This window comes from Rhizobium sp. OAE497 (assembly GCF_040546565.1).
Classification (GTDB): Bacteria; Pseudomonadota; Alphaproteobacteria; order Rhizobiales; family Rhizobiaceae; genus Rhizobium.
Window position 1 is genome coordinate 2,504,427 of sequence record NZ_JBEPOA010000001.1, and the last position, 26,878, is coordinate 2,531,304.

Annotated in this window: 26 protein-coding genes and 1 pseudogene; 19 read left to right on the forward strand and 8 right to left on the reverse strand. The window is 62.1% G+C overall.

The window, feature by feature from the left end:
* Positions 1–50: 50 nt before the first annotated feature.
* A complete protein-coding gene (locus ABIE40_RS12830; protein ID WP_199627009.1) occupies positions 51–1,526 on the reverse strand; it encodes a UdgX family uracil-DNA binding protein in 1,476 nt (491 codons plus the stop codon).
* Positions 1,526–2,758, reverse strand: coding sequence for a putative DNA modification/repair radical SAM protein (locus ABIE40_RS12835; protein ID WP_199627011.1), 1,233 nt, complete (start codon positions 2,756–2,758; stop codon positions 1,526–1,528). Before ABIE40_RS12835 ends, ABIE40_RS12830 begins: the two co-directional genes overlap by 1 nt.
* A 243-nt stretch (positions 2,759–3,001) precedes the next feature.
* Between ABIE40_RS12835 and greA the strand changes: the two are divergent.
* Both greA and ABIE40_RS12845 read left to right on the forward strand, forming a co-directional pair.
* Positions 3,002–3,479 (forward strand): annotated as a pseudogene (gene greA, locus ABIE40_RS12840) (transcription elongation factor GreA).
* A gap of 6 nt (positions 3,480–3,485) precedes the next feature.
* On the forward strand, positions 3,486–4,565 hold the full coding sequence (locus tag ABIE40_RS12845; protein WP_354541024.1) for a glycosyltransferase family 4 protein: 1,080 nt from the start codon (positions 3,486–3,488) through the stop codon (positions 4,563–4,565).
* Between the two features lie 2 nt (positions 4,566–4,567).
* Here ABIE40_RS12845 and ABIE40_RS12850 read toward each other — a convergent pair whose 3' ends face one another.
* Genes ABIE40_RS12850 through ABIE40_RS12860 form a run of 3 tightly spaced genes read right to left on the reverse strand, consistent with a single transcriptional unit; the run spans position 4,568 to position 6,891 of the window.
* Complete coding sequence (locus ABIE40_RS12850; RefSeq protein WP_199627015.1) at positions 4,568–5,590, reverse strand: glycosyltransferase; 1,023 nt, start codon at positions 5,588–5,590, stop codon at positions 4,568–4,570.
* A gap of 12 nt (positions 5,591–5,602) precedes the next feature.
* Positions 5,603–6,412: a glycosyltransferase family 2 protein gene (locus tag ABIE40_RS12855; RefSeq protein ID WP_199627017.1), complete on the reverse strand. Its 810-nt coding sequence runs from the start codon at positions 6,410–6,412 to the stop codon at positions 5,603–5,605.
* Positions 6,413–6,423: 11 nt separating this feature from the next.
* Entirely contained in the window at positions 6,424–6,891 is a 468-nt protein-coding gene (locus ABIE40_RS12860) for an Lrp/AsnC family transcriptional regulator (RefSeq protein ID WP_112715709.1), read from the reverse strand.
* Positions 6,892–7,126: 235 nt separating this feature from the next.
* Between ABIE40_RS12860 and trxB the strand changes: the two genes are divergently transcribed.
* From trxB to ABIE40_RS12900, 8 genes are all read left to right on the forward strand, one after another.
* Positions 7,127–8,101, forward strand: coding sequence for a thioredoxin-disulfide reductase (trxB, locus tag ABIE40_RS12865; protein ID WP_112715711.1), 975 nt, complete (start codon positions 7,127–7,129; stop codon positions 8,099–8,101).
* Between the two features lie 23 nt (positions 8,102–8,124).
* Positions 8,125–9,021, forward strand: a complete 897-nt coding sequence (locus ABIE40_RS12870; RefSeq protein WP_112386304.1) for a LysR family transcriptional regulator VtlR — start codon at positions 8,125–8,127, stop codon at positions 9,019–9,021.
* A 560-nt stretch (positions 9,022–9,581) separates the two neighbouring features.
* Positions 9,582–9,875 carry an ArsR/SmtB family transcription factor gene (locus ABIE40_RS12875; protein ID WP_112715713.1) on the forward strand — a complete coding sequence of 98 codons (294 nt, stop codon included), beginning with the start codon at positions 9,582–9,584 and terminating at the stop codon, positions 9,873–9,875.
* Between the two features lies 1 nt (position 9,876).
* Positions 9,877–11,043 carry an MFS transporter gene (locus tag ABIE40_RS12880; protein WP_199627019.1) on the forward strand — a complete coding sequence of 389 codons (1,167 nt, stop codon included), beginning with the start codon at positions 9,877–9,879 and terminating at the stop codon, positions 11,041–11,043.
* Between the two features lie 24 nt (positions 11,044–11,067).
* On the forward strand, positions 11,068–12,192 hold the full coding sequence (locus ABIE40_RS12885) for an alkene reductase (protein WP_199627021.1): 1,125 nt from the start codon (positions 11,068–11,070) through the stop codon (positions 12,190–12,192).
* A gap of 245 nt (positions 12,193–12,437) precedes the next feature.
* Positions 12,438–13,346 (forward strand): ABC transporter ATP-binding protein, encoded by a 909-nt coding sequence (locus ABIE40_RS12890; RefSeq protein WP_199627023.1) that lies wholly within the window; start codon positions 12,438–12,440, stop codon positions 13,344–13,346.
* On the forward strand, positions 13,343–14,137 hold the full coding sequence (locus tag ABIE40_RS12895) for a hypothetical protein (protein ID WP_199627031.1): 795 nt from the start codon (positions 13,343–13,345) through the stop codon (positions 14,135–14,137). Before ABIE40_RS12890 ends, ABIE40_RS12895 begins: the two co-directional genes overlap by 4 nt.
* A 36-nt stretch (positions 14,138–14,173) precedes the next feature.
* A complete protein-coding gene (locus ABIE40_RS12900; protein WP_199627033.1) occupies positions 14,174–14,971 on the forward strand; it encodes an aminoglycoside phosphotransferase family protein in 798 nt (265 codons plus the stop codon).
* Here ABIE40_RS12900 and ABIE40_RS12905 read toward each other — a convergent pair.
* The gene (locus tag ABIE40_RS12905) at positions 14,968–15,969 is read right to left on the reverse strand and encodes an SDR family NAD(P)-dependent oxidoreductase (protein ID WP_199627039.1); all 1,002 of its coding nucleotides are present in this window, start codon (positions 15,967–15,969) and stop codon (positions 14,968–14,970) included. The genes ABIE40_RS12900 and ABIE40_RS12905 overlap by 4 nt on opposite strands.
* An 88-nt stretch (positions 15,970–16,057) precedes the next feature.
* On the opposite strand from ABIE40_RS12905, the gene ABIE40_RS12910 reads away from it, so the two are divergent.
* Positions 16,058–16,969 carry a LysR family transcriptional regulator gene (locus ABIE40_RS12910; RefSeq protein ID WP_199627041.1) on the forward strand — a complete coding sequence of 304 codons (912 nt, stop codon included), beginning with the start codon at positions 16,058–16,060 and terminating at the stop codon, positions 16,967–16,969.
* A 30-nt stretch (positions 16,970–16,999) separates the two neighbouring features.
* On the opposite strand, the gene ABIE40_RS12915 is transcribed toward ABIE40_RS12910, so the two are convergent.
* Positions 17,000–17,284 carry a DUF2188 domain-containing protein gene (locus tag ABIE40_RS12915; RefSeq protein WP_112719298.1) on the reverse strand — a complete coding sequence of 95 codons (285 nt, stop codon included), beginning with the start codon at positions 17,282–17,284 and terminating at the stop codon, positions 17,000–17,002.
* Between the two features lie 233 nt (positions 17,285–17,517).
* Here ABIE40_RS12915 and ABIE40_RS12920 point away from each other — a divergent pair, with 233 nt between their 5' ends.
* Positions 17,518–18,615 (forward strand): calcium:cation antiporter, encoded by a 1,098-nt coding sequence (locus ABIE40_RS12920; protein WP_199627043.1) that lies wholly within the window; start codon positions 17,518–17,520, stop codon positions 18,613–18,615.
* A gap of 58 nt (positions 18,616–18,673) precedes the next feature.
* Here ABIE40_RS12920 and ABIE40_RS12925 read toward each other — a convergent pair whose 3' ends face one another.
* Entirely contained in the window at positions 18,674–19,876 is a 1,203-nt protein-coding gene (locus ABIE40_RS12925; protein WP_199627045.1) for a pyridoxal phosphate-dependent aminotransferase, read from the reverse strand.
* Between the two features lie 63 nt (positions 19,877–19,939).
* On the opposite strand from ABIE40_RS12925, the gene ABIE40_RS12930 reads away from it, so the two are divergent.
* From ABIE40_RS12930 to ABIE40_RS12960, 7 genes are all read left to right on the forward strand, one after another.
* Positions 19,940–20,191, forward strand: a complete 252-nt coding sequence (locus ABIE40_RS12930; protein WP_148194718.1) for a hypothetical protein — start codon at positions 19,940–19,942, stop codon at positions 20,189–20,191.
* 60 nt (positions 20,192–20,251) lie between these two features.
* Positions 20,252–22,588 (forward strand): marine proteobacterial sortase target protein, encoded by a 2,337-nt coding sequence (locus ABIE40_RS12935; protein ID WP_199627047.1) that lies wholly within the window; start codon positions 20,252–20,254, stop codon positions 22,586–22,588.
* Positions 22,588–23,355, forward strand: coding sequence for a class GN sortase (locus ABIE40_RS12940; protein WP_199627049.1), 768 nt, complete (start codon positions 22,588–22,590; stop codon positions 23,353–23,355). Before ABIE40_RS12935 ends, ABIE40_RS12940 begins: the two co-directional genes overlap by 1 nt.
* A gap of 68 nt (positions 23,356–23,423) precedes the next feature.
* Positions 23,424–24,566: a PQQ-dependent sugar dehydrogenase gene (locus ABIE40_RS12945; RefSeq protein ID WP_354541076.1), complete on the forward strand. Its 1,143-nt coding sequence runs from the start codon at positions 23,424–23,426 to the stop codon at positions 24,564–24,566.
* A gap of 125 nt (positions 24,567–24,691) precedes the next feature.
* Complete coding sequence (locus ABIE40_RS12950) at positions 24,692–25,582, forward strand: DMT family transporter (RefSeq protein ID WP_199627053.1); 891 nt, start codon at positions 24,692–24,694, stop codon at positions 25,580–25,582.
* A gap of 481 nt (positions 25,583–26,063) precedes the next feature.
* Positions 26,064–26,279, forward strand: coding sequence for a cold-shock protein (locus ABIE40_RS12955; protein WP_007534130.1), 216 nt, complete (start codon positions 26,064–26,066; stop codon positions 26,277–26,279).
* 178 nt (positions 26,280–26,457) lie between these two features.
* Positions 26,458–26,874, forward strand: coding sequence for a BA14K family protein (locus tag ABIE40_RS12960; RefSeq protein WP_112719306.1), 417 nt, complete (start codon positions 26,458–26,460; stop codon positions 26,872–26,874).
* Positions 26,875–26,878: the final 4 nt, after the last annotated feature.

The following is a 26,878-nucleotide window of genomic DNA, read 5'->3' on the forward strand; positions in this document are numbered from 1 at the left end:
AGCGACTTTTTTCGCCACCCATCGATCGGGGCTACCATTGAATCAGAAATTCAAGCAGCAGAATCACTTTGCGAAATCCGGCGCATAAGCGACTGAATCTCCACCATATCCTGCTGGAACAGCGCCAGCTGCTCAGCCCTATCCCGTTCATCCGGAAGCCGCAGCAGGTAGGACGGATGCACGGTGACGAAAAGCAGCCGTCCATTGGGCATCCGCATCGCCTGCCCCCTGATGTCGGTCAGCCGGTGCTTCGTTTCGGTCAGCGCCGCCAGCGCCGTCGCCCCCATCGCCACCATGATCTTCGGCTTTATGAGATCGAGCTCCAGCTTCAGCCACCAGCGGCAATGCTGTACCTCGCCCATATTCGGGCGCTGATGGATGCGCCGCTTGCCGCGCGGCTCGTATTTGAAATGCTTGACGGCATTGGTGACATAGAGGCTCGAACGGTCGATCCCCGCGGCTTCGATCGCCTGATCGAAGACCTTTCCCGCCGGGCCGACAAACGGGCGTCCTGCCAGATCCTCCTGATCGCCCGGCTGCTCGCCGACGAAGACGATATCCGCATTCTCCGGCCCCTCGCCGAAGACCGTCTGCGTCGCCTTCTCATGCAGTGGACAGCGGGTGCAGACGGCGGCCTGCTCCCGCAACGCCTCCAGCGTGCCGGCGGGTGCCGGCTCCGGCAGGGGCTGGCTTCTCGCCGCCTGCTGCAGCCGGTCATGGAAAGGCTGCGGCGTCGTCGCCTGACGCTTCGCCATCTCGATCACCCGGCTTTCGGCATTGGCGACCAGCCCCGGAATGAGCTCCGCCTCCGGCAAGTTCTTCCAGTATTTCTTCGGCATCTCGGCCTGCATCGCCTTCACCTTCAGCCGCGCCGGGTTGAAGATATTGGCGTAATAGGTCCGCCAGAGCATATCGGCATCATCGGTCAGATCGGGCTTTTCGCAGGGCTCGTGGCTGGTCGTCAGCTTCACCCCGTCCCATCCGGCCGATCCCTTCGGCGTCAGGATGATCCAGTCCATGTCGTTGAACCGCCGCTGGAAGAACGAGGCCTTGCGCACGACGATATGATGATCAGGCTCGAACCAGGCGAGGAACTTCCGCCGCCCGTTCATCGAGATGCCGCTACCGACCTCCTTGAAGCGCACGAAGGCGGTCATCTTGTGCGCATCCCGCCGCACGCTCTTTTCCATCAGCCGCGCCCGCGAGACATCCTCGTCCGAGACGATATCGAGCAGCTTCCTGTCCGATTGCAGCCGCCACAAGAGCGTATAGAGCAGCGTGAACCGGACGGGATCTGTGTGACAGATGACGGCAGAGGCAAGGTCGATGAAGGCCTGTGGCACGGTCAACTGCGATTTGCCCGATGGTTGCGGCGGCAGCACGTCCTCTTCCCAGAACAGCTGCTTGTCGCCGCCCTTCTCCCGCCATTCGATTTCCCCGGGTGCAATGCCGGCGGCGGCGAGCGAGCGGGCGGCATCGCGCCACTCGGTAAAATCACCCCTGCCCTGCAGCGCCACCTTCAGCATCAGAGCAACTGCAGCTGTTCGGGCTTCGGTTCGAACATGGCGCGCAGGTCCGGCCGGTCGATCAGCCGCTTCGGCGTCCAGCCCTCCGCCGTCACGAAGGCCTGTACCTTCTTGACCGACACGCCGAGCCGCGACAGATCCTCTATACGCAGCTTGCGGAACCGGCGGCCGGACAGGATGCCCTTCACCGCCTTGGTTCCAAGGCCGGGCACGCGCAGCAGCAACTCCTTGGCGGCCTTGTTTATATCGACGGGAAACTGGTCGCGATGGCCGAGCGCCCAGGCGAGCTTCGGATCGAGATCGAGATCCAACATGCCGCCCTCCTGCGAGGCGGTGATCTCATCGATACCGAATCCATAGAAACGATAAAGCCAGTCTGCCTGATAGAGCCGGTGCTCGCGCATCAGCGGCGGCTTGATCAGCGGCAGGTTCTTCGACGAATCCGGGATTGGGCTGAAGGCGGAATAATAGACGCGCCGCAGCCCGTAGCTGCCATAGAGCCGGGCGCTGGTGCCGAGGATCGTCGCATCATTGGCGCCATCGGCCCCGACGATCATCTGCGTGCTCTGCCCGGCCGGCACGAAGCGCTTGCGCCGCTTGGTCTGCAGCGTCGGCTCGCCGGCCTCCTCGATCTTCAGCCGGAGATCACCCATCGAGCGGCGGATGCTCGACGGCTTCTTCTCCGGCGCCAGACGGGTGATGCCGTTATCGGTCGGCAGCTCGATATTGAGCGACAACCGGTCGGCATAAAGCCCCGCCTCCTCGATCAGATGCGCAGACGCCTCCGGGATCGATTTCAGATGGATATAGCCGCGGAAATTATGGGTAACCCGCAGCTCGCGCACCACCCGCACCATCTCCTCCATCGTATGGTCGGAAGAGCGGATGATGCCGGAGGATAAAAACAGCCCCTCGATGTAATTGCGCCGGTAAAACTCCAGCGTCAGCCACACCACCTCTTCAGGCGTGAAGCGGGCGCGCTCGACATTGCTCGACGAGCGGTTGATGCAGAAAGCACAATCATAGATGCAGAAATTGGTCAGCAGGATTTTCAGCAGCGAGATGCATCGTCCATCCGGCGCATAGGCATGGCAGATGCCGGATCCCTCGGTCGAGCCCAACCCGCCACTGGCGCCCGAATCGCGCTTCGTCGTACCGCTGGAAGCGCAGGAAGCATCGTATTTCGCGGCATCCGAGAGGATGGCCAATCGTTCATTCAGCGACTTCTTCATGGATCTGTTCACTATATGTTCTTTTGCTAAACGTCAATGAAAGCCAGCGGATTTCTGCGCTAGATATCGCAACCATGAGCCGGGTCAGAAGCGCTGATACGAATTTTATGGAAATCGCCGGTAGCGATCTGCTATAAGCGAAGCAACTAGGATTGTTGGCACGGTTCCGAAGTTCTCTTCGGGACCTGTTTTCTTTTGTGTCACTGCCTACCTGTAGCGGCACGAAGAATAAAGGACGGGAAAATGGTAGATAAGGTTCCGATGACGCAGGGTGGTTTCGTCAAGCTGCAGGAAGAACTGCGCTGGCGCCACGCAGGAAGAGCGTCCCCGCATCATCGAGGCGATCGCCGAAGCGCGCGCCCATGGCGACCTGTCGGAAAATGCAGAATACCATGCTGCCAAGGAAGCCCAGAGCCTCAACGAAGGCCGCATTGCCGAGCTCGAAGACCTGACGGCGCGCGCCGAAGTCATCGACCTCACGAAGATGTCCGGCGACAAGATCAAGTTCGGCGCCAAGGTGAAGCTCGTCGACGAGGACACCGAGGAAGAAAAGACTTACCAGATCGTTGGCGACCAGGAAGCCGACGTGAAGGCCGGCCGCATCTCCATCTCTTCCCCGATCGCCCGCGCGCTGATCGGCAAGGAAGTCGGCGAATCCATCGAAGTCAACGCGCCCGGTGGCTCCAAGGCCTACGAAATCCTCCAGATTTCCTGGGGCTGATCATCCGTGGCGCCAGACAGCCGCCCTGCCCGCATCGATATCCGTGACGTCGAGATCATCGCGCCGAATTTCAAGCGGCGCCTCTCCGGCGTGACGTCGACGATCATCCAGCTGATTCCGGTTCAGCGAGCGCTCGGTCAGAAGATCGCAGCGCTCGGCCCCGGCCTGCCGGCAACTCTTCCGCATATCCGCTTTCGCGATCTCATCCATCTCTGGACACCGCCGGTGGGCAAGAAGCACCGCGTCTGGCATGCGCGGCGCAATGTCGAGATGCTGCCGGCGATCATCATGCGCGATCTCTTGCGCATGAAGCTGAAGATCGTCTTCACCTCGGCCTCGCAGCGCAAGCATACCGGCTGGACGAAATGGCTGATTTCGAAGATGGACGCGGTGATCGCCACCAGCGGCAAGACCGCCGCCTATCTGGAAGTGCCGAGCACCGTCATCCTGCACGGCATCGACACTGTCCGCTTCTCGCCGCCTGCTGACAAGGCGGCCGCCAAGACCGCAGTCGGTCTCGACGCCACGAAGAAGATCGCCGGCTGCTTCGGCCGCGTCCGCCACCAGAAGGGCACCGATCTCTTCGTCGATACGATGATCCGCCTACTCCCCGATCGTCCGGACTGGATCGCCATCATCGCCGGCCGCGCCACCGCCAAGCACATCGATTTCGAAAACGGCCTGAAAGCCCGCGTCACCGCCGCCGGCCTTGCAGACCGCATCCTCTTCGTCGGCGAGCACACCAACATCAACGACTGGTACCGCGCCCTCGACCTCTTCATCGCCCCCCAACGCTGGGAAGGCTTCGGCCTGACGCCGCTGGAAGCGATGTCAACGGGCGTACCCGTGATTGCGACGGATGTCGGGGCGTTTCCGGAATTGCTGGTGGATGACGGCAATGGCCCGCAGGGCATGATCGCCCGCGACAGCCTGGATGCGATGGCAGAAATGGCCGCCCGCTACATGGACGATACGCCCGGCCGCGACAGCCTTGCCGCCGTCGGTCTGACGCATATCATGGAAGATTTCCAGATCGACATGGAAGCAAAGCGGATCGCCGCGGTCTACCGCTCGACCCGCTACTGATTTTACGGCTTGCGCTTGAAGAGCTCGATATAGGCGTTGCAGACGGCTTCTTCGGAGAACTGCTGCATCAGCGTCTTATTGCCGCCGGCCGCCACTTTCTCGCTCAGAACGTTGTCATTGATCAACCGCTCGATGGCGCGCGAAAATCCATCCGTATCGCCGATATCGACCAGCAAACCGTTCTCACCGTCGCGCATGAACCAGAGCGGCCCTTCCGAGCGGCTGGAAACCACCGGCTTGTGCTGCGCCCATGCCTCGAGGATGACATTGCCGAGCGGCTCATGGCTGGAGGGCATGACGAAAATATCGGAAGCGGCGACGAAGGGCCTCGTATCCTTCTGCCAGCCGAGAAAACGGACGCGATCGCTCACGCCGAGATCGGCGGCAACCTTGCGAACATTCTCCATCTCCTCGCCGTCCCCGGCAAGCCAGAGATAGACGCCCGGCAGCTTGGCGACGGCGGCTGTCAGCAAGGCGAACTGCTTGCGCGGAACGAAGCGCCCCATCGACATGACGACGGGAACGCCTTCAGGCGTATCGAGCGTGGCGCGATCGACGGGAGCAACCCGGTCCGTCGTCGTGAAATTGGAGATGACCTCGACACCGCGCGTCCAGCCGATATTACGCACATGTTCGCCGATCCCGGGCGTATTACACACCAGGACGTCGGTATTCTTGAAATAGCTGAGATTGGTCGGGTAATCGCCAAGACGCGAAATCTTGATGCAGCCCTTGTAGTTCGGCATCAGCCGGCTGGCGCGCGTCGCCCAGGAAAACAGGGCGTCCGGCTTCTCACGCTCGGCCAGATAGCGCACCTTCAGCGGCAGCAGCAGCCGGTCCGGCGAAAGATTGCGAAAGTTGCTTTCGATGATCTTGGAATAAGGTTCGATATCCTTCCGCCAAAGACGATCCGGCCTTATCACCGACGTCTGCTCGACGCCCCGGCGCCCGAGCCCCCTGGCCAGATGCACGAAAAACTTCTCCGCGCCGCCATCCTTGCCGAAGTGATAATGAAAAACCTTCACACGAAATTCCTCTTAGCGATCCCCGGCATCATCCGCATTGGGACGCCGCTTCAGGGCATTGCGCTGATAAAGCTTGGCCTGCGTCAAAAACGCGTAGACGGCGCCGGTCATCGCCTCGATGAAGCCCGGAACACCGCAACGCCATAGACCATTCTTGAAATAGAGACGCAAGAAATAGATCGGCGGCGAGAAGAACAGCTTGGCCGCCTTCGGCGTCTTGCCCGCCGCAAAATGCTGGTCGGCCTTCAGCGTCGAGTATCTGTTTTCCTTGAGGATCTGCTCGTCGATGATCAGCGGCCGGTAATGCAGGAGGCTCCCGGTCTTCGCCTTCTCGACCCGGCCTGTCGCCACGATCCCCTCATGCACCGCCTGAGTCAGGTCATAGGCTCCATGCCCTCGACGGATCAGTCGCAGGTTCTTGCGCTCGCGCACATGCTCCGGCGTATAGCCGAAGCCGATCAGATAAGGCCGCCGCGCCACCCGCCAGCCGACAATCTCCGCCGACGCAGCAACAAGCGCCGGCAAAAGCTTTCGGAGCGGCGCATCAAGGCGCTCATCGGAATCGATATTGAAACACCAGGGCTGCGCGCACTGTTCCAGCGCAAACTGCTTCTGCCCGGCATAGCCCCGCCATTTTTCATGAAACAGCCGAACCGGCCAGCCCTTGTCGATATAGGCCTGCACAAGCCCAACCGTCCCATCCGACGACCCGGAATCGACAATCACGATCTCAGCGAAATCCGCGAGACTCTCGATGCAATTCCCGAGATAGGCCTCCTCGTTGAGGCAGATGATGAAGGCGGAGATGGGGAGTTTGGTCATCGCCGCACGCCTCAAACCTCAACCAGCCCCAGCCGCTTCACCTGGCGGATCGTCAGCATGGTCCTGACCGTATCGACATGCTCGTTCGCCGTCAGCACCTCGATCACGAAGTCCTGAAATCGCGTCAGATTCTCAGCCACACAATGCAGCAGGAAGTCGCTGTCGCCGGAGACCATCCAGGCTTGGCGCACCAGCGGCCAGTTGGAGGTGGCGGCGGCGAAGGCCTTGAGGTTGGCTTCGGACTGATGCTTCAGGCCGACCATGCAGAAGGCCACGAGGTCGAAGCCGAGCTTCGGGCTGTTCAGCATCGCGTGGTAGCCCTCGATGATGCCGGCTTCCTCGAGCTTGCGCACACGGCGCAGGCAGGGCGGCGCCGAGATGCCGACGCGGTCGGCGAGCTCGACATTGGTCATGCGGCCGTCCGCCTGCAGTTCCCTCAGGATCTTTATGTCGATGACATCGAGTTCGGCGCGCACCAAAGCCTTCGGCCTTTCTTTAATTCCGTCGCGCCAGCTTCTATATAAAGTGCGGCAATAGGCAAGAATGTTTCGCCCATGCGGTGGATTCTTGCACAGCCAAGCGCAATGCCTTGTTGGTAATGCAAGGCTGCCCTTGAATAAAAGCACTGGACGTTCATAAATGTGCGGGGAACGCCAAACGGCCTCATTCGCTCTTTAGCCGCTGCGTCCCGCCAGTCGAAAGGAAATTAAAGACATGTCCGCCCGCCACACGAAGGTGCTCATCATCGGCTCCGGCCCTGCCGGCTATACGGCTGCAGTCTACGCGGCGCGCGCGATGCTGAAGCCGGTGCTGATCGCAGGCATGGAGCAAGGCGGCCAGCTGATGATCACGACCGATGTCGAGAATTATCCGGGCTTCGCCGATCCGATCCAGGGTCCCTGGCTGATGGACCAGATGCTGCAGCAGGCAAAGCATGTCGGCGCCGAAATCGTCAACGACCTCGTCACCGAAGTCGAGATGAACCAGCGCCCCTTCGTCGCGCGCACCGATAGCGGCCAAGTCTGGACTGCCGATACGCTGATCATCGCCACCGGCGCCAAGGCCAAGTGGCTCGGCATCGAGAGCGAGCAGCATTTCCAGGGCTTCGGCGTTTCGGCCTGCGCCACCTGCGACGGCTTCTTCTATCGCAACAAGGACGTCATCGTCGTCGGCGGCGGCAACAGTGCCGTCGAGGAAGCGCTCTATCTCTCGAATATCGCCAAGTCGGTCACGGTCGTGCACCGCCGCGACAGCTTCCGCTCGGAAAAGATTCTGCAGGAGCGCCTGTTCGCCAAGGAAAACGTCAAGATCCTCTGGAACACCGAGATTGCCGAAATCACCGGCACGCCGGCAAAGCCGCCGATGCCGCCGTCGGTCTCGGGCGTGCGCCTGCGCGATACGCGCACCGGCGCCATCTCCGAAAACACCATCGACGGCGTCTTCGTGGCCATCGGCCATGCGCCGGCCACCGAACTCTTCAAGGGCAAACTGAAGCTCAAGGACAACGGCTATCTCTGGACCGCTCCTGATTCCACCGCCACAAGCGTAGAGGGCGTCTATGCTGCCGGTGACGTGACGGACGATACCTTCCGCCAGGCGATCACCGCCGCCGGCATGGGATGCATGGCCGCTCTCGAAGCCGAGCGTTATCTGACGGGCCACATGCCCGTCGCCGTGGCCGCGGAGTAAGCATGGCTATGAGGGGTGGGGGAATGCCATTGGATTGGGACAAGCTGCGTATCTTTCACGCAGCTGCCGAAGCGGGTTCGTTCACGCATGCGGCCGATAAGTTGCATCTGTCTCAATCCGCCATCAGCCGCCAGGTCAGCGCGCTGGAGCAGGATGTCGGCACCAAGCTGTTCCACCGCCATGCGCGCGGCCTGATCCTGACGGAACAGGGCGAACTGCTCTACCGCACCGCGCATGACGTGCTGCTGAAGCTCGAAACCGTGAAGATGCAGCTGACCGAGACGACGGAAACGCCGTCTGGCAAGCTGCGCGTCACGACGACGGTCGGCCTCGGCCAGGGCTGGCTGACGGACAAGATCCAGGAGTTCATGCAGCTCTACCCGGATGTGCAGATCCAGCTGATCCTCGACAACGAGGAAGTCGATGTGAACATGCGTCACGCCGATTGCGCCATCCGCCTGCGCCAGCCGCAGCAGTCCGATCTCATCCAGCGCAAGCTGTTCACCGTGCATATGCACGTCTATGCCGCGCCCTCCTACATCAACCGCTACGGCGAGCCGCAGACGGTGGAGGATCTCGACAATCACCGGATCATCACTTTCGGTGAGCCGGCGCCTAACTACCTGCTCGACGTCAACTGGCTCGAGATTGCCGGCCGCTCGTCGGACAACAAGCGCATTCCGCATCTGCAGATCAACAGCCAGACCTCGATCAAGCGCGCCTGCCTGCTCGGCATGGGCGTCGCCTGCATGCCGGACTATATCGTCGGCCGCGACCCGGGTCTGATCCAGCTGGCGATCAATGCCGATGTCCCCTCTTTCGATACTTATTTCTGCTACCCGGACGAGATCAAGAATGCCGCGAAGCTGAAGGCTTTCCGCGATTTCATCGTCACCAAGGCCAGAAACTGGAACTTCTGAGCGGGCTCGACAGACGCGAATTGTGGAATGAATTGCAGACTATGCAACCACTGCATGACTGACATGCACAAAAGAGGGGTTGCCGTTTGCACATTAAAACACCATATCGCACTTAGCTGATGCACATGGTGGCTTTTCCTCCCAGTTCCACCGCATTAGCTGTTCCCCTCTGGAGGTTTTTGACCTTCACACCTTAAAAGGGCCCCGAGCTTTCGGCGGCCCTCTTTTTTTGCCCAAATTCGCTGCGGCGCAGCATAATTTGTGCAGTGCATAGCAGGCATGCACAAAAATGCATTGCAACCTGCCCAATAAACCACCATATCGCACATAGCTGATGCATTTCGTGGTTCTCTCCCAGTGCCACCGCGTTAGCTGTTCCCCTCTGGAGGTTTATTGACCTTCACACCTTTAAAGGGCCCCGGCTTTCCGGTGGCCCTCTTTTTTTGCTTAAAATTTAATCAGAGAATTATCGTGCAACGGCTCACACCGTCGCCCCTTGCATATCGACACGCAGCGATCCATATATCGAGAAAGTTCGATTTAAGGATCGAGAGCAGGCGATGGACAAGGACGAAATCCTCAAGGCACTTTCACATCCGACCCGGATGGAAATCCTCAACTGGCTGAAAAATCCGGAGGCGCATTTCGCCTCTCAGGAGCATCCGCTGGATATGGGCGTCTGCGCCAGCCAGTTCGAGCGCTGCGGCCTGTCGCAGTCGACGGTCTCCTCGCATCTCGGCACGCTGCACCGCGCCGGTCTCGTCACCACGCGCCGTGTCGGCCAGTGGATTTTCTACAAGCGAAACGAAGAAACCATCGCTGCCTTCCTGAAGCAGCTCTCCCAGGATCTTTGATATGCCCCTCGCCCTCCTCGTTCTCGCCTTGAGCTCCTTTGCAATAGGCACCACGGAATTCGTCATCATGGGTCTGCTGCCGGAAGTGGCCGCCGACCTCTCCGTCACCATTCCGCAGGCCGGCTGGCTCGTCACCGGCTATGCGCTGGCCGTCGCGATCGGCGCGCCGGTCATGGCGGTCTCCACCGCCAAGCTGAAGCGGCGCACGGCGCTGATCGCGCTGATGGCCTTCTTCATCGCCGGCAACCTGCTCTGCGCCATCGCCCCGAATTACTGGGTGCTGATGTTTGCCCGCGTCGTCACCGCCCTTTGCCACGGCGCCTTCTTCGGCATCGGCTCGGTGGTTGCAGCCGGTCTCGTCAGTGAGGACCGCAAGGCCCGCGCCGTCGCTTTGATGTTCACCGGCCTGACGCTGGCAAACGTCCTCGGCGTCCCGCTCGGCACCGCCATCGGCCAGGCCTATGGCTGGCGCTCCACCTTCGGTGTCGTCACCGTCATCGGCGTCATCACCATCATCGGCCTGATCGCCATGCTGCCGAAGGACAGGCAGGAAAAGCAAAGCAGCCTGCTTGCCGAAATCTCGGCGCTGCGCAACGGCCGCCTGTGGCTGGCGCTGTCGACCACGGTGTTCTTCTCGGCCTCGATGTTTGCGCTCTTCACCTATATCGCCCCGCTGCTGCGCGATGTCACCGGCCTGTCGCCCGAAGGCGTCACCTGGACGCTGTTCCTGATCGGCATCGGCCTCACCGTCGGCAACCTGATCGGCGGCAAGCTCGCCGACTGGAAGCTTGGCGTCACGTTGGCCGGTGTCTTTGCCGCGATCGCCGTCACCTCGGTGGTCTTCAGCTTCACCAGCCGCTTCTTCATCCCGGCGGAAATCACCCTGCTCGTCTGGGCGATCGCTACCTTTGCCGCCGTTCCCGCCCTGCAGGTCGGTGTCGTCAGCTTTGGCAAGGATGCGCCGAACCTGGTCTCGACGATCAATATCGGCGCTTTCAACACCGGCAACGCACTCGGCGCCTGGGCCGGAGGCATGGTGATCGAGAGTGGCTTCGAGCTCACCCGCGTACCCCTGGCAGCCGCCCTCATGGCCATGATCGGCCTCGGCGCGACCGCCCTCACCTATCTTTCGGCCCGGGGCAAGACAGCCCCCGCCCCGGCCGCGTGATCCCCGCCAGAAAAGGAAAGACTTATGACCAAGCTTTTTGAACCGACACAGGTTGGCGACATCGCCGTCAAGAACCGCATCGTCATGGCCCCACTCACCCGCAACCGCTCACCGGGCGCCGTTCCGAACGACCTGAATGTCGAATATTACCGCCAGCGCGCCAGCGCCGGCCTGATCATCACCGAGGCAACCCCGATCACCCATCAGGGCCAGGGCTACGCCGATGTTCCCGGCCTCTACACGAAGGAAGCGCTCGATGGCTGGAAGCGCGTCACCGACGCCGTCCATGCCGGCGGCGGCAAGATCGTCGTCCAGATGTGGCATGTCGGCCGTATCTCGCACACCACGCTGCAGCCGAACGGCGGCAAGCCGGTCTCCTCGACCAACCGCGCCGCCAAGGGCAAGACCTATCTCGTCAACCCTGACGGCACCGGCACCTTCGCCGAGACTTCCGAGCCCCGCGCTCTGGAAACCTCCGAAATCCCCGGCATCATCGAGGACTATCGCAAGGCTGCCCGCGCTGCCATCGACGCCGGCTTCGACGGCGTGGAAATCCACGGCGCCAATGGTTATCTTCTCGACCAGTTCATGCGCGACGGCATCAACGACCGCACCGACCAGTATGGCGGCTCGATCGAAAACCGCACCCGCCTGACCTTCGAAGTCGTGGAAGCCGTCACCAGGGAAATCGGCGCCGGCCGCACCGCCATCCGCCTGTCGCCGGTCACGCCGTCGAACGACAGCTACGATTCGAACCCGCAGGCCGTCTTCACCCACGTGGTCGAGGGACTGGCGAAGTACAATCTCGCCTACATCCATATCGTCGAAGGCCAGACCGGCGGCGAACGCGACTACAAGGGCGGCACCAACCCCTCCTTCGACTATGCAGCGCTGCGCGCCGCTTATGAAAAGGCCGGCGGCAAGGCAAGCTGGATGGTCAACAACGGCTACGACCGCGACATGGCGATCGCCGCCGCCGAAACCGGCCGCGCCGACCTCGTCGCCTTCGGCAAGCCCTTCATCGCCAACCCGGATCTCGTCGAGCGCCTGCAGAAGAACCTGCCCCTCAACGCAGGCGACCAGGCCACCTTCTACGGCGGCGGCGCCAAGGGCTACACGGACTACCCACTGATCGACAAGGTCGCGTAAGAATAGCTTCTTTGAGCCTGACTTCAGAAAGCCACCTGCAACAGAGCGTTGCAGGTGGCTTTTCTTTGCCATTGCTAGCCTTAGGTCCGCGCCGCACAAAAATCGGCCACAAAAGCTTTATTGTAATCGGGTACTGAATTGCCCAAGCGATTGAAATTTCAAAACACCTTCAGTCACGCAGCCTTTTGGGATGGGAAATAATTGATAGCCTTTGCTGAAGAACACGCCACGGGCCGGACAAGGTCATGACCGCAACCGAAGGCGGCTATGCCATCACCATATCGGGCGCCGTGAAGACCTTCGGGATGGGCGCACGTGCCGTGACGGCGCTCGATGGATTGTCGCTGAGCATCCCCGAAGGCAAGGTCTATGGATTGCTGGGTCCGAACGGCGCCGGCAAGAGTACCCTGCTGCGGATCATCGCCGGCCTTCTGCGGCCCGATCGCGGCAGCATCGAAATTTTCGGCGAGCCGGCCTCCCCGGCAACCCGCCGCAGGCTCGGCATGATGATCGAGTCCCCGTCCTTCTATCCCTTCCTGACCGCGCGGGAGCACCTGGAGACGCTGTCGCGGCTCGCGGATAATCCCATTTCGGTCGATGCCATCCTTCGCCGGACCGGTATTCACCATGCCGCGGACAAGAAGGTTGCGGGCTTCTCGCTCGGCATGAAGCAGCGCCTCGGCATCGGCTGTGCCCTCATCGGGCGCCCGGAAGCGGTCGTGCTCGACGAGCCGACGAACGGTCTTGATCCCGACGGCATTCTGGAAATGCGCGCCCTGATCCGCGAACTTGTCGAGCGCGATGGCATCACCGTCCTCCTCTCCAGCCATCTGCTCGATGAGGTCGAGCGCGTCTGCGAGCGTATTGCCATCCTGCAGCGCGGCCGGCTGATTTCCGAGGGAGACGTCGCCGATCTCCTCGACCGCAAGGGCCGCTTCTGGCTGCACACCGCCGACGATATCTCGACAATCGGACGCCTCGGCGAAAAGGCCGAAGCCGGCGATGGCGGTCTGTATGTCCACACGGAGCGCGACGAGGTTCCGGATCTCATAGCCGCGCTGGTCACCGCGGGCGTAAGGATCCACGAGGCCAAATGGGCCAAGCCCGACCTGGAATCCGTCTTCCTCTCCGAAATCAGGGAGCCCACGCCATGAGCGCCTTGCTTCGCTTCGAACTTCTGAAGCTGATGCGCCAGCCGGCAACGCTATTCTGGGGGTTCCTGTCGGTGCCACTGCTGGCGCTCCTTTTCCGGCTCGTGCTGGAGGGGATGGTATTCGTTCGCGCCGGGCGCATCGTGACAGGCAATACCGACCTGCTGCAATCTGCCACCAACATCCTGACCCTCTCGGGTAACTCGGTCGGCCATCTGCTTTACGCCATCGGCATATCGTCGATCTTCTTTTCGGAATATCGCTTCGCCACGTGGCGGCATCTCATTCCGCGCCGTAGCCGCTTGCAGCTCTGGACCGCCAAGTGCCTGGCATGCCTCGTCTGCCTGGCCGCCGGCCTGCTCGTCGCCGTCATCGGTGACATGATCTTGAACTCGGCTTTGGCGCTCCTCTCGGGCGACGGGCCTTCAAGCCTCTCCATCCGTATCGCCGGCCTACCCGCACTGCTGGCGGCCTTCGCCGCAGCACTTCTGGAGCTCGCGGTTCTCACCGCCATCGTCTCAACCATCACCATCCTCAGCCGCGCGATGGTCGCAGCCGTGATCCCCGCCTTCCTTCTGGCAATCGGCACATCGATGCTGCAGATCTATGTCGGCCCGACCAAAGACGTCCTTCCGCTGCCGTCGACGGGAGCCGAGGCGCTACGAACATGGCTGTTCCAGCAAGGCCCGGCCGATGCCGGTGATAGCGGCGGCGCCATCCTGCTTGTCTGGCTGATCGCTGCAGGCGGCCTCGGGCTCTTCCTGTTTTCGAGGCAACAGCTCTCGGCGGAATAGCTATCCCTTCCGCCATCGAGCCGTTAGCATCGCCCCATGTTCGAACCCTACCTCTCCCGCTGGTCCCTCACGCCCGACGGCCAGCCGATCGTCACCCATAGCAGCAAACTCCTGCCCGTCCTCTGGCGCGGCAAGCCGGCAATGCTGAAGATGTCGGAGGACGAGGCGGAGCGGGCCGGCGGCGCGGTGCTCGATTGGTGGGACGGCGAGGGTGCGGCCCGCGTCTATGCCCATGACAGCCACGCCGTCCTGATGGAGCGCTCGCTCAGCCAGCAGTCGCTGCTCAAGATGGCGCATGAGGGGCGGGACGACGCGGCGACGCGGATTATCTGCCGGACCGTCAACGCTCTCCACGCCCCGCGCCAAAAGCCTTTGCCGGCGCTGATCCCGCTGGATCGATGGTTCCGCGAACTGGCGCCCGCGGCAGCCGCCCATGGCGGCACGCTTGCCGATTGCGACCGTATCGCCAGGACGTTGCTGGCCGAGCCGCAGGCTGCGGCCGTCCTCCACGGCGATATCCATCACAGCAATATCCTCGATTTCGGCGAGGACGGCTGGCTGGCGATCGACCCCAAGGGGCTCTACGGCGAGCGTGGCTTCGATTTCGCCAACACCTTTGCCAATGAAGACCTCGATATCATCGCCGCTCCCGGCCGCCTGCAGCGCCAGTTGCCGATCGTCTCGGCGGAAACCGGCCTCGACCCCCGCCGCCTGCTGCAATGGATCGTCGCCTATTCCGGCCTGTCGGCCGCATGGTTTATGGGCGACCGCTCGACGGAGAGCGCCGATCTGCAGCTGACGGTCGCCCGCATCGCGCTTGGGGAACTCGGCTAGCCCGCGATCGCCTCGCGATTGGTGATCAGTCCCGCGGTCTTCGGCAGGCAGCCGAGCGCCACCAACGAGGCACGCACCGCTTCATCGATCGGCGTCTGCGGCTCGCCGCCGAGCTCGGCGACCAGCTTGGCATTGGACATGCGCAGCGGCTCTTTCCAGAGATAGCGCATTTCCTTCACCTCCCGCATCACGGTGACGAAGGGTGCCGCCAGCGGCACGATCCACCAGGGAAAGGCTGCTATCTTCGCTCGCCCGCCGGAGACACGCCTGATGGCCTCGACCATCTGCTGGCCATCGCGATCCCATAAGCCGTCCATGTGATAGACGGCGAAATCGGGCAGGCTAGTGGCGCGCTCGACAAGCGCCACCATCGTCTCCGCCACATCGGGCAGATAGGCCCACTGATGACCAATGCCATCGCGTGCCGGGTTCTTCAGCGTCCGGACCCGCTTGCCCGGCGCGACGATCTGTGAAAACCAGCTGTTGCCGGTCGTGCCCGGGCCGAAGAAATCACCGGCGCGAACGATGATCACACCCGTCCCCTGCTCCGCCGCCCGCTTCAGCCGCTTCTCCATCTCGACACGGATCGCCCCCTTCTTCGTCACCGGGTTCTGCGGGCTGTCCTCGCGAAGGACGGGGAAGGCATCCGGCCCGAAATTATAGACCGTGCCCGGCAGGACGATGCGGGCGCCAACCGAGCGCGCCGCCGCGATCGTATTGTCGAGCATCGGCAGCACCAGCTTTTCCCAGTCGCGATAGCCGGGCGGGTTCACCGCATGGACGATCAGCGCCGTGCCCTCCGCGGCCGCGCGGACATCGCCCGTATCCATCGCATCGCCCTGCACCCACTCGACTTCAGGCATGCGCTGCGATGCGGCCTTCGCATTGCGGTTCAGCGCCCGCACTTGCCATCCGCGCTGCATCAGCTTGCGGGCAACGGCGCCGCCGATACCGCCCGTGGCGCCAAGAACGAGAGCTGTCTTCCGATCCTCTGTCATCTCAATCTCCTTGATGATGACGCGATCATGCGCCCGTCGCGCGATAAACGAAATTGACGAAGTACGTGCATCATCTATACATAAATCAATGAGCGACGAACCGAGCTGGGATCTCTACCGCACCTTTCTGACCGTGCTGGCACACGGCTCGCTTTCGGCTGCCGCCCGTGAACTCGGCCTGACCCAGCCGACCATCGGCCGCCATATCGACACTCTTGAACAGGCCGTCGGCGCCGAGCTCTTTACCCGCTCGCAAAGCGGCCTGCTGCCGACGGATGCCGCACAATTGCTCGCGCCCTTCGCGCAGACCATGGCCGCAAGCTCCTCTGCCCTGCTGCGCGCTGCCTCCGGCCACCGCGACCGGATCGACGGCACGGTGAGGATCAGCGCCAGCGAGGTCATCGCCGTCGAGGTCCTGCCGCCGATCCTGGCCACCCTTCAGGATCGCCACCCAGAGCTTGAGATCGAGCTTTCAGCATCCGACACAGTCGAAGACCTGCTCAATCGCGAGGCCGATATCGCCGTGCGGATGATGGAGCCGCAGCAGGACGCGCTCGTCGTCAGGCGGATCGGCGACATCCCGATCGGCTGCTATGCCCATCACGCCTATCTGGAAAAGCACGGCACGCCGCAAACGCTGGAAGATATCAAGACGCATCGCCTGATCGGCTTCGACCGTCAGACCGCCTATGTGCGCACGATGGTGAAACGCTTCCCGGTGGCCGAAGGCATCGCCTTCTCGCTGCGCACCGACAGCTATCTCGCGCAGCTCGCCGCCATCCGCGCGGGCGCCGGCATCGGCATGTGTCAGACGGGTCTTGGGGATGCCGATCCGAACCTCAGGCGTGTTCTTCCCGGCGTCATGGACATGCATATCGGCACGTGGGTGGCCATGCATGAAAATCTGAAGACGTCGCCACGATGCCGCGTGGCCTTTGATGCCCTGGTCGAGGGTTTGAAGCTTTATCTGGACAGCTGTTCCAGCACGCGCGCCCGGTGACGCACGGTTCAATATTGGATCGGAGCGAATTCAAGCGCCGGGCGATGCCTCGGCTCCAGGGCTTTTCCTGAACAGTCCGTCGACCACCTCGGTCTCCGGACGATCGCCGCCCTCGGCATATTCCTCATGCCACTTGCCCTTATCGTCCTGCCAGCTGATCTCGGCGGAATCGCCGCCGACCTGCTGCTCGGCAGCAACGATGCGCGCAGCTTCCAGCGCTTCGGCATGTGACGGAAAGGCCTCGGAATAGACGTTGCCCAGGCGGTACGCCCAGCCTCCGTCATGCGGCACAACCTCATAAACCACCTTGACCATGCACCTCTCCTCTTTGTTTTCTTGGACGCGGCGAAAAGCTTCCGGAGATCATTCCGGCGGATCGCGGGCGATGAAACAAGATACGAGGCACGCCGCGATGTCTGTCCGGCTGACCGATTTGGGCAGTATTCCATTAAATCGGGCATAGCGCAAATTTGGCGTGCAATGGCCCCGGCTTGATTAGCGATATCATCGGCTTAGATTGTTCTGATGAATCAATTCCGGAGCCTAGCGTGACCCTCGCCGCACGACTGAGAGACGAGAAATTCCTGGTCGTTGCGGTGATTGTCGCCGCCGTCGCCTACGGGCTCGAGCACAGCATCCTGGAAATGGGCCGCGGTGCGGCGCTGATCGCCGCCGCAGCCCTCGTCGGCACTATCGTGCTCGCGTCCATCCGCGTCGCCCACCATGCCGAGATCCTCGCCATCAAGGTCGGCGATCCCTATGGCACGATGATCCTGACGCTGTCGGCCGTCCTCGTCGAGGTCATCATCCTCGCCATAATGATGTCAGGCGAAAGCTCGCCGACGCTGGTGCGCGACACGATCTATTCGGCGCTGATGCTCGATATCAACGGCATCCTTGGCCTTGCCGCCCTGCTCGGCGGCCTCAAGCACGGAGAGCAACCCTATAACGACAATTCCGGTAAGACCTATGGCGTGATGATCCTGACCGCCATCGGCATTTCGATGATCGTCCCGGAATTCGTGCCCGACGACAAATGGCACTATTATTCCGGCTTCACGATCATCGCCATGATCGCGCTCTACGGCCTCTTCCTGCGCATGCAGGTGGGACAGCACAGCTATTTCTTCAGCTACAGCTATCCGCGCGCCGAGCGGAAAGGCAACGCACCTGATGAGCACCACACCGACGAACCGGCATCGGCCTCGATCATCACCATCCTGATCGGCGTCGTCATCATCGGCGCGCTCGCCGAATTCATGTCGGCCTTCATGACCGAGGGCCTGCGCGACACCGGCGCCCCGATCGCGCTGACCGCCATCGTCGTCGCCGCAATCTCCGCCGCCCCCGAAATCCTGACCGCATTGCGCGCTGCCCTGAAGAACCGCATGCAGGCGACCGTCAACATCGCCATGGGCGCCTCGCTCTCGACGGTGATCCTGACGGTCCCCGTCATGGAGGCCATCGCCCTCTACACCGGCCAGCCCTTCGTCATGGCCATGACCCCGGTCCAGACAGTGATGGTCGCCATCACCCTCATCGCCGCCGCCATCAACCTCAACGACGGCGAAACCAACGCCATCGAGGGGATGACCCATTTCATTTTGTTCGCAACGTTTCTGATGCTCTCGGCGCTGGGGTTGTAAGCCAAACAAAAAGCCCGCCGTCTCCGGCGGGCTTCGATATTCCAACTAAAACTATCGCCTACTTGCAAGCGCCGCAGAAGCGCTGGATGCGGCGGCAAGCTTCTTCCAGCAGGTCTTCGGAGGTTGCGTAGGAGATGCGGAAGTTCGGGCCGAGGCCGAAGGCCGAGCCGTGGACGACGGCAACGCCTTCGCTTTCCAGCAGCTGGGTCACGAAGTCTTCGTCGGTTTCGATGACCTTGCCGGACGGTGCGGTCTTGCCGATCAGCCCCTTGCAGGACGGATAGACGTAGAAGGCGCCTTCCGGAACCGGGCAGGAAATGCCCTTGGCCTGGTTGAGCATCGAGACGACGAGATCGCGGCGTCCTTCGAAGATCTTCTTGTTGGCCGGGATAAAGTCCTGCGGGCCGTTCAATGCTTCGACAGCGGCCCACTGGGCAATCGAGGTCGTGCCCGAGGTCTGCTGGCCCTGGATCATGTCCATGGCCTTGATCAGCTGCAGCGGGCCGGCTGCGTAGCCGATGCGCCAGCCGGTCATGGCATAGGCCTTGGAGACGCCGTTCATTGTCAGCGTGCGGTCGTAAAGCGACGGCTCGACTTCGACAGGCGTCGCGAACTTGAAGTCGCCATAGGTCAGGTGCTCGTACATGTCGTCGGTCAGAACCCAGACATGCGGATGCTTGACGAGAACGTCGGTCAGCGCCTTCAGCTCGTCATGCGTATAGGCAGCGCCCGACGGGTTGGACGGCGAGTTGAACATGAACCACTTGGTCTTCGGCGTGATCGCCTTTTCGAGGTCGGCGGCCTGGAGCTTGAAGTTGTTCTCCTGGGTCGTCGCGACGAAGACGGGCGTGCCGCCGCAAAGCGCAACGATCTCCGGGTAGGAAACCCAGTAAGGCGTCGGGATGACGACTTCATCGCCGGCGTTCAGCGTCGCCATGAAGGCGTTGAAGAGGATGTGCTTGCCGCCGGTACCGACGATCGTCTGCTCCCACGTATAGTCGAGATTGTTCTCGCGCTTGAACTTCGCGGCGATCGCCTTGCGCAGTTCCGGGATACCGGAGATCGGCGTGTACTTCGTCTCGCCGCGGCGGATCGCGTCGATCGCCGCTTCCTTGATATTGTCAGGCGTATCGAAATCCGGTTCGCCAGCGCCGAGGCCGATCACGTCGCGTCCTTTGGCTTTCAGCTCGCGCGCTTTCTGAGCGACTGCGATGGTGGCTGAAGGCTTCACACGGGAAAGAGCATCGGCAAGGAAGGCCATGATATCGGTCCTATACGGTTGAAAGGGGCAGAAAGCCGGGACCGGAATTCTGCGCTAAGGTCTATGTCCAATGTAGACAGGCATTTCAAGGGCAAAGGCGCGATGGCGCCGATGATTCTTATTGATCAATTGCCGCACCTGAAAGCCGTGCCGGAATCGGTTTTGCAACGATGCGCTGAATCACTTTGCGAAGAACTTGAATCGATTTCTGAAGTCATCCGGATTTACCCCTTAAAATCAGAAACTTCCCCGTTTCGGGCCTTTGCCGCAAATAAGCCGCAACAAATGCCGCGGCACGCCGCAATTCGGTCGTGAGCCCGCCGGGATCGAAGCCTCAATCTGGATCATCCGAAGTTGGTTATTGAGGGTATGCCAATGTTTCTGGAAGACGAGTTTGCGACCGAGCGGCTCCGCGCCAGCCGTGTGTCCTTTTCATTCCTGATCGCGTTCACCACATTTTTCGCATCGCTGATGATGGCCGCAGGCCTGGTCTCTGCCGCCCGCGCCGAAGAGGCGCAGCCGCAAAAAGTCGAGCAGCTCGCCGGCCTCGTCCGCCCGAACGACGTCAACAGCGGCTCCCTGCTCTTCCCGTCGAAGGAGCCCGGCTTCTTCATCGAGGCGCCGCGGCTGAAGACCGATGTGCAGATGGACGTCTCGGGCCCCGTCGCCCGCGTCAAGGTCACCCAGCGCTTCCAGAACCCGAGCAAGGGCTGGGTCGAGGGCACCTATGTCTTCCCGCTACCCGAGAATTCGGCCGTCGACGAACTGAAGATGCAGATCGGCGACCGCTTCATCGAGGGCCAGATCAAGCCGCGTCAGGAAGCGCGCGAGATCTACGAACAGGCCAAGGCCGAAGGCAAGAAGGCCGCCCTTCTCGAACAGCAGCGGCCGAACATCTTCACCAACCAGGTTGCCAATATCGGCCCCGGCGAAACCATCGTCGTCCAGATCGAATATCAGCAGGCCGTGCACCAGTCCGGCGGCGAGTTCTCGCTGCGCTTCCCGATGGTCGTCGCGCCTCGCTACAATCCGGCCCCCGTGGTCCAGACCGTCGAATTCAACAACGGCGCCGGTTTCGCGGTCCCGTCCGATCCGGTGCCGAACCGCGAGAAAATCGAAGCACCGGTGCTCGATCCGCGCGAAAACGCTAAAATCAACCCTGTGGCGCTCACCGTGAACCTCAAGGCCGGCTTCCCGCTCGGCGACGTCAAATCCGCCTTCCACGATGTCGACATCAAGCAGGATGGCGATCAGAACCGCGTCATCAGCCTGAAGGGCGACTCCGTGCCCGCCGACAAGGATTTCGAGCTCACCTGGAAGGCTGCCCCCGGCAAGACGCCGAGTGCGGGTCTCTTCCGCGAAGTCCTCAACGGCAAGACCTATCTGCTCGCCTTCGTCACCCCGCCCGCAACACCTGATGCGTCTACGGCGCCGCTGAAGCGCGAAGTCGTCTTCGTCATCGACAATTCCGGTTCGATGTCCGGCGAGTCGATCGCGCAGGCCAAGGAAAGCCTGGCGCTGGCGATCTCCAGGCTCGGCCCCGACGACCGCTTCAACGTCATCCGTTTCGACGACACGATGACCGACTATTTCGGCGGCCTTGTCGGCGCGACAGCAGACAATCGCGAAAAGGCGATCGCCTATGTGCGCGGCCTCACCGCCGATGGCGGCACGGAGATGCTGCCGGCGCTTGAGGATGCGCTGCGCAATCAGGGCGCCATCGCCAATGGCGCACTCCGCCAGGTAGTCTTCCTCACGGATGGCGCGATCGGCAACGAGCAGCAGCTGTTCATGGAGATCACCAACAACCGCGGCGATGCGCGCGTCTTCACAGTCGGCATCGGTTCGGCTCCGAACTCCTACTTCATGACCAAGGCCGCCGAGCTCGGCCGCGGTACCTTTACCCATATCGGCTCGACCGATCAGGTGGCCTCACGCATGGGCGAACTCTTCGCCAAGCTGCAGAACCCGGCCATGACCGATATAGCCGCCACTTTCGACGGCGTGCAGGCAAGCGACATCACGCCGAACCCGATGCCCGACCTCTATACCGGCGAGCCCGTGGTCCTGACCGCCGAATTGCCGACAGACAAACCATCAGGCAAGCTGCAGATATCAGGCAAGACCGGCGCCCAGCCCTGGCGCGTCGAGATGGATATCGCCAATGCCGCCGACGGTAAGGGCCTCTCCAAGCTCTGGGCGCGCCGCAAGATCGACGATCTTGAAGCCCGCTCCTATGAGCGCCAGGATCCGGCAGCGCTCGACAAGGATGTCGAGACGATTGCCATGGCCCACCATCTCGTCTCCCGCGTCACCAGCCTCGTCGCCGTCGACGTCACGCCGTCGCGTCCCGATGGCCAGCCGGTCAGCTCGACCAAGCTGCCGCTCAACCTGCCCGACGGCTGGGACTTCGATAAGGTGATGGGCGAACCCGCCCCTGCCCCGGCTGGCAACGCACCGGATCACGCCATGGCAAAGCCGCAGATGGAATTTGCCGCCGTCGCCAACCAGATGGCCGCTGCCCCGACACCGGGTGCAGCAAACCTGATCGCCCAGCGCTCGGCATCGGTAAAGCTGCCGCAGACGGCAACCCTTGCCGACCGGCAGATCATGCAGGGCCTGACCATGTTGCTCGCAGCCCTGGCCGCTGCCGGTGGCTTTGCGATCTGGCGCCGCCGCATCCGCGGCGCCTTCCTGGCGGGAGGCCGCTGATGCCCGGCGCACAACGCGGAAGCTGGAACGAGGAAGCGGGCGAGTTCGAACCGCTTCCGAGCTATCTGGAGCTGATGATGGCGAATGCCGCAGCGACGGCGTTTGAGATCGACGCGCCCCGGAAAAGCCTCCTCGCCCGCCTGTCGGCGATGGAGAAGGTGATCGCAGTCGCCATCCTCGGCCTCGGGCTCTACGGCACTGCGCTGATGACCAGCGGCTTCTACATGAAGGGCAAGGCAGAACTCTCGCAGGTGCTGCTGAAACGCGCCTTCGCCGCCGAGCTGCGCGGCGAGGATGCCAAGCCCTGGCCCTGGGCAGATTTCACCACAGAAGCCGAAGTCAGTGCTCCGCGCCTCGGCAAGACGGCGATCGTGCTCTCCGGCGCCACTGGCGAAGCCCTCGCCTTCGGCCCGGCCTGGCTCAGCAACACGCCGCAGCCGGGCGAAGAAGGCACCTCCGTCATCGCCGCCCACCGCGACACGCATTTCCGCTGGCTGAAGGATGTGCGCGCCGGAGACGATATCGAGATCACCCGCCGCGACGGCTCCGTCCTGACCTTCAAGGCAACAGATGCCCGTGTCGCCCGCTGGGATGAAAGCGGCATCGACGCCGCGTCAGAGGGCCGCCACCTGGTGCTGACGACCTGCTGGCCCTTCGACGCCACCGAGCGCGGCCCGATGCGCTACATCGTCGAAGCCGAACTGGTCGACAGGATCCAGACCGGCACCGTTCAACCCGGCAACACAAAGCCGTTATCCGGGACCTAATGAGGTTGAAGCGATCGCCCCCGCGCGCCACCTACCCGCCTGGATGGTAGAATGGGGAGATCATGAACATGCTCAGGGGATTGCGCATCGCTTTGGCGGCAGGCGCCGCATTTGCAACAGCCGGCGCGGCATTCGCCGCCGACAGGGTGCAAACCAAGGAAGTGACGGTCAGCGTCGATACGCTGGCAACCGGGCTCGATCATCCCTGGGCGGTCGAGGTCATGCCCGACGGCGCCTATCTCGTCACCGAACGCCCCGGCAATATCAGGATCATCCGCGACGGGAAGGCATCAGAGCCGCTTGGTGGCGTGCCCGAGGTCAGCGCCCGCGGCCAGGGCGGCCTGATGGATGTGGCGCTCGCCCCGGATTTCGCCCAAAGCCGCATCCTCTATTTCACCGCCGCGATTGCCAATGCCAAGGGATCGGGCACGGAAGCCTTTTCTGCAAAGCTCTCGGCCGACGAGAGCAGGCTTGAGGACGTGAAGCCGATCTTCACCATGGCGAAGTTCACCGGCGGCAACATCCAGTACGGCTCCCGCATCGCCATCGCCAGCGACGGCAGCTTGTTCATCAGCGTCGGCGACCGCGGCAGCCGCGACCGCTCGCAGGATTTCAAGGACGACGCCGGCTCGATCATCCATGTGAATGCCGATGGCAGCATCCCCGCCGATAACCCCTTCCGCGACGGCGCAAAGGCGCTCCCCGAAATCTGGTCTAAGGGCCACCGCAACCCGCAGGGCATCACTTTCGATAGCTCCGACGGCAAGCTCTACACCGTCGAGCACGGCGCCCGCGGTGGCGACGAGATCAACCTGATAGAGCCGGGCAAGAACTATGGCTGGCCCGTCATCACCTATGGCCGTGACTATTCCGGCGCCAAGATCGGTGAAGGAACGGAAAAGGCCGGACTAGAGCAACCCCTCCACTACTGGGACCCCTCGATCGCGCCGGGCGCCATCGCCGTCTATCGCGGCAAGATGTTCCCGGAATGGGACGGCGACATGCTGGTGGCCGCGCTGAAGTTCCAGCTGCTGTCGCGCATGCAGCGTGACGAAAGCGGCAAGTTCACCGCCGAGGAACGCCTGTTCGAGGGCAATTACGGCCGCATCCGCGACGTGACCGTGGCTCCCGATGGCGCATTGCTGATGGTCACCGACGAAAGCGACGGCGCGCTGCTGCGCGTCTCCCGCGCCGCCAATCAGGACGGCTGATCGCAGATTGGAAATTTCAGTCCGCAGCATCAGCCCCGGCTGACGTGTTCATTCACGCTTGCTGAAACAAAACCCAGCTGCTAACCACGGCCATCACACCGCGCTCCCCGCAATCGAGGAATGACATGACTCGCGTTCAGGCGAACCTGTTGCTGTTGCTTGCTGCTGCCATCTGGGGCGGCGGCTTCGTGGCGCAGTCGACAGCGATGAAGGAACTCAGCCCGTTCTGGTTCATCGGCCTGCGTTTCGCCGTTGCGACGGCCGCCGTCCTGCCCTTCGTTCTGCTCGAGCGCCGCAAGGCTGCCGTCAAGACCAGCAGGCGCCATCTCGGCCTCTACCTGGCGATCGGCCTTGCCCTCTTCGGCGGCGCCGCCACCCAGCAGGTCGGCCTGCAGACGACGTCGGTCACCAATTCAAGCTTCATAACCGGTCTCTACGTGGTCTTCGTACCCGTCATCGCCGTGCTCTTCCTGCGCCGCCCGCCGCACTGGATCATCTGGCCGGGCGCCGTCATGGCAATCGCCGGCATCTACCTTCTGTCGGGCGGACATTTGTCGGCTCTGACGGTCGGCGATGGCCTGACCGTCATCTGCGCCGGCTTCTGGGCGATCCAGATCACGCTGGCAGGAACGACCGTCAAGGAAACCGGCCGCCCCTTGGCCCTGTCGGCCACGCAGTTTGCCATCACCTCCCTGCTCGCTCTCATCGTCGCCGCGATGTTCGAACCCGTCAGCCTCGACGCCATCATGGGCGCAGCACCCGAGATCCTCTATGTCGGCGTCTTCTCCTCCGGCGTCGCCTTCGTGCTGCAGATCATCGGCCAGCGATATACGACACCGTCGCAGGCGGCGATCTTCCTGTCGTCGGAAGCCCTGTTCGGTTCCTCGCTCGCCGCATTGATCCTTGGCGAGACAATCCCCCCAGTCGGCTATATCGGCTGTGCGCTGATGTTTAGCGCTATGCTTGTAGTCGAGGTGGTGCCCGAACTGTCGCGACGCCGCGCCCAAGCGGTCTGAAACCGCATCCACGGCACATCGCCGGAATGATTCGGAATTTTTTTTGGGTGGGTCCGAAGACCCGCTCACGTTGTGTTTTTGGGAAAATCTGCTCACAAATTATATTGCAGACGATACAAAACGTTAATCATGCACCCGCGCGGAGCGATTTTTTGCGTTTTGGCGCAAATAGGACACCCGCGGCGACTGTGCTCCTGAGGACACGTTAAAAAACTTTTGCTTGCCAATTCCCAATAATCACAGCAATCTCGCGGCGTTCGGGCATTTTGCGAGCATGGGAAGTCCTTAAGAAAGTGCGCGCCGGAAACGCTAATATTCCGGTCAGCCGGTCTCACAAGATGGGGAATAATCCCACCAAGAGACAGGCCGAGGTAGAGGGGACCTTTTTCTCGAAATTCAAGAACTGCCTGCTAGCGCTCCGGAAGGGGCATAATTGATGCTGCCCGTGTGGATGGCGGGCAGAGAGAAAAGGACCTGACGCATGGCCGAGACTGGCACTGTAAAATTTTTCAATACCGACAAAGGCTTCGGCTTTATCAAGCCGGATAAGGGTGGCGCCGATATCTTTGTACACATTTCTGCCGTTCAGGCTTCCGGCCTCGCCGGACTGACGGAAAACCAGAAGGTAAGCTTCGACACGGAGCCGGATCGCCGCGGCAAGGGACCGAAGGCCGTCAATCTTCAGATTGCTGGCTGAGCCCAAACAAGGCCGTCGAATTCGAGTTGAAGCCCGGCAGAAATGCCGGGTTTTGTTATTCAGCATCCGTTCAGATAGCCGCCACTATCGTCTCAACATCACGGCGCAGGAACCCGCAGCCGTCCTGAAGAGTTTTAAAGGCAGCACTTCCCGCTGTCTTGGAGAGTAGGACAAGATCATGAACACGATCGCAAAGACACTTCTTCTGACGGCCGCAGCCGCCGCTCTCAGCCTTTCCGCTGTCAGCGAAGCTTCCGCCGACAGCTGGCGCCATCACCACAATAACGACGCCTGGGTCGGCGGTGCCGTTGGCCTCGCAACCGGCCTCGTTGTCGGCTCGGCAATCGCGAACGCCAACCAGCCGCGCTACTATTATGATGAGCCGCGCTACGCAGAACCGGTTTACGAGCCGGAATACGAAGCCGTGCCGGTCTACCGCGCTCCCCCGCGTTACTACGCACCGGTCCGCGCCGGCATCGAGCCCTGGACGCCGCAGTGGCAGCGTTACTGCTCGTACCGTTACCGCACCTTCGATCCGGGCACCGGCACCTTCATCGGCAACGATGGCCGCGAGCACTTCTGCACCGCCGGCTGATCGC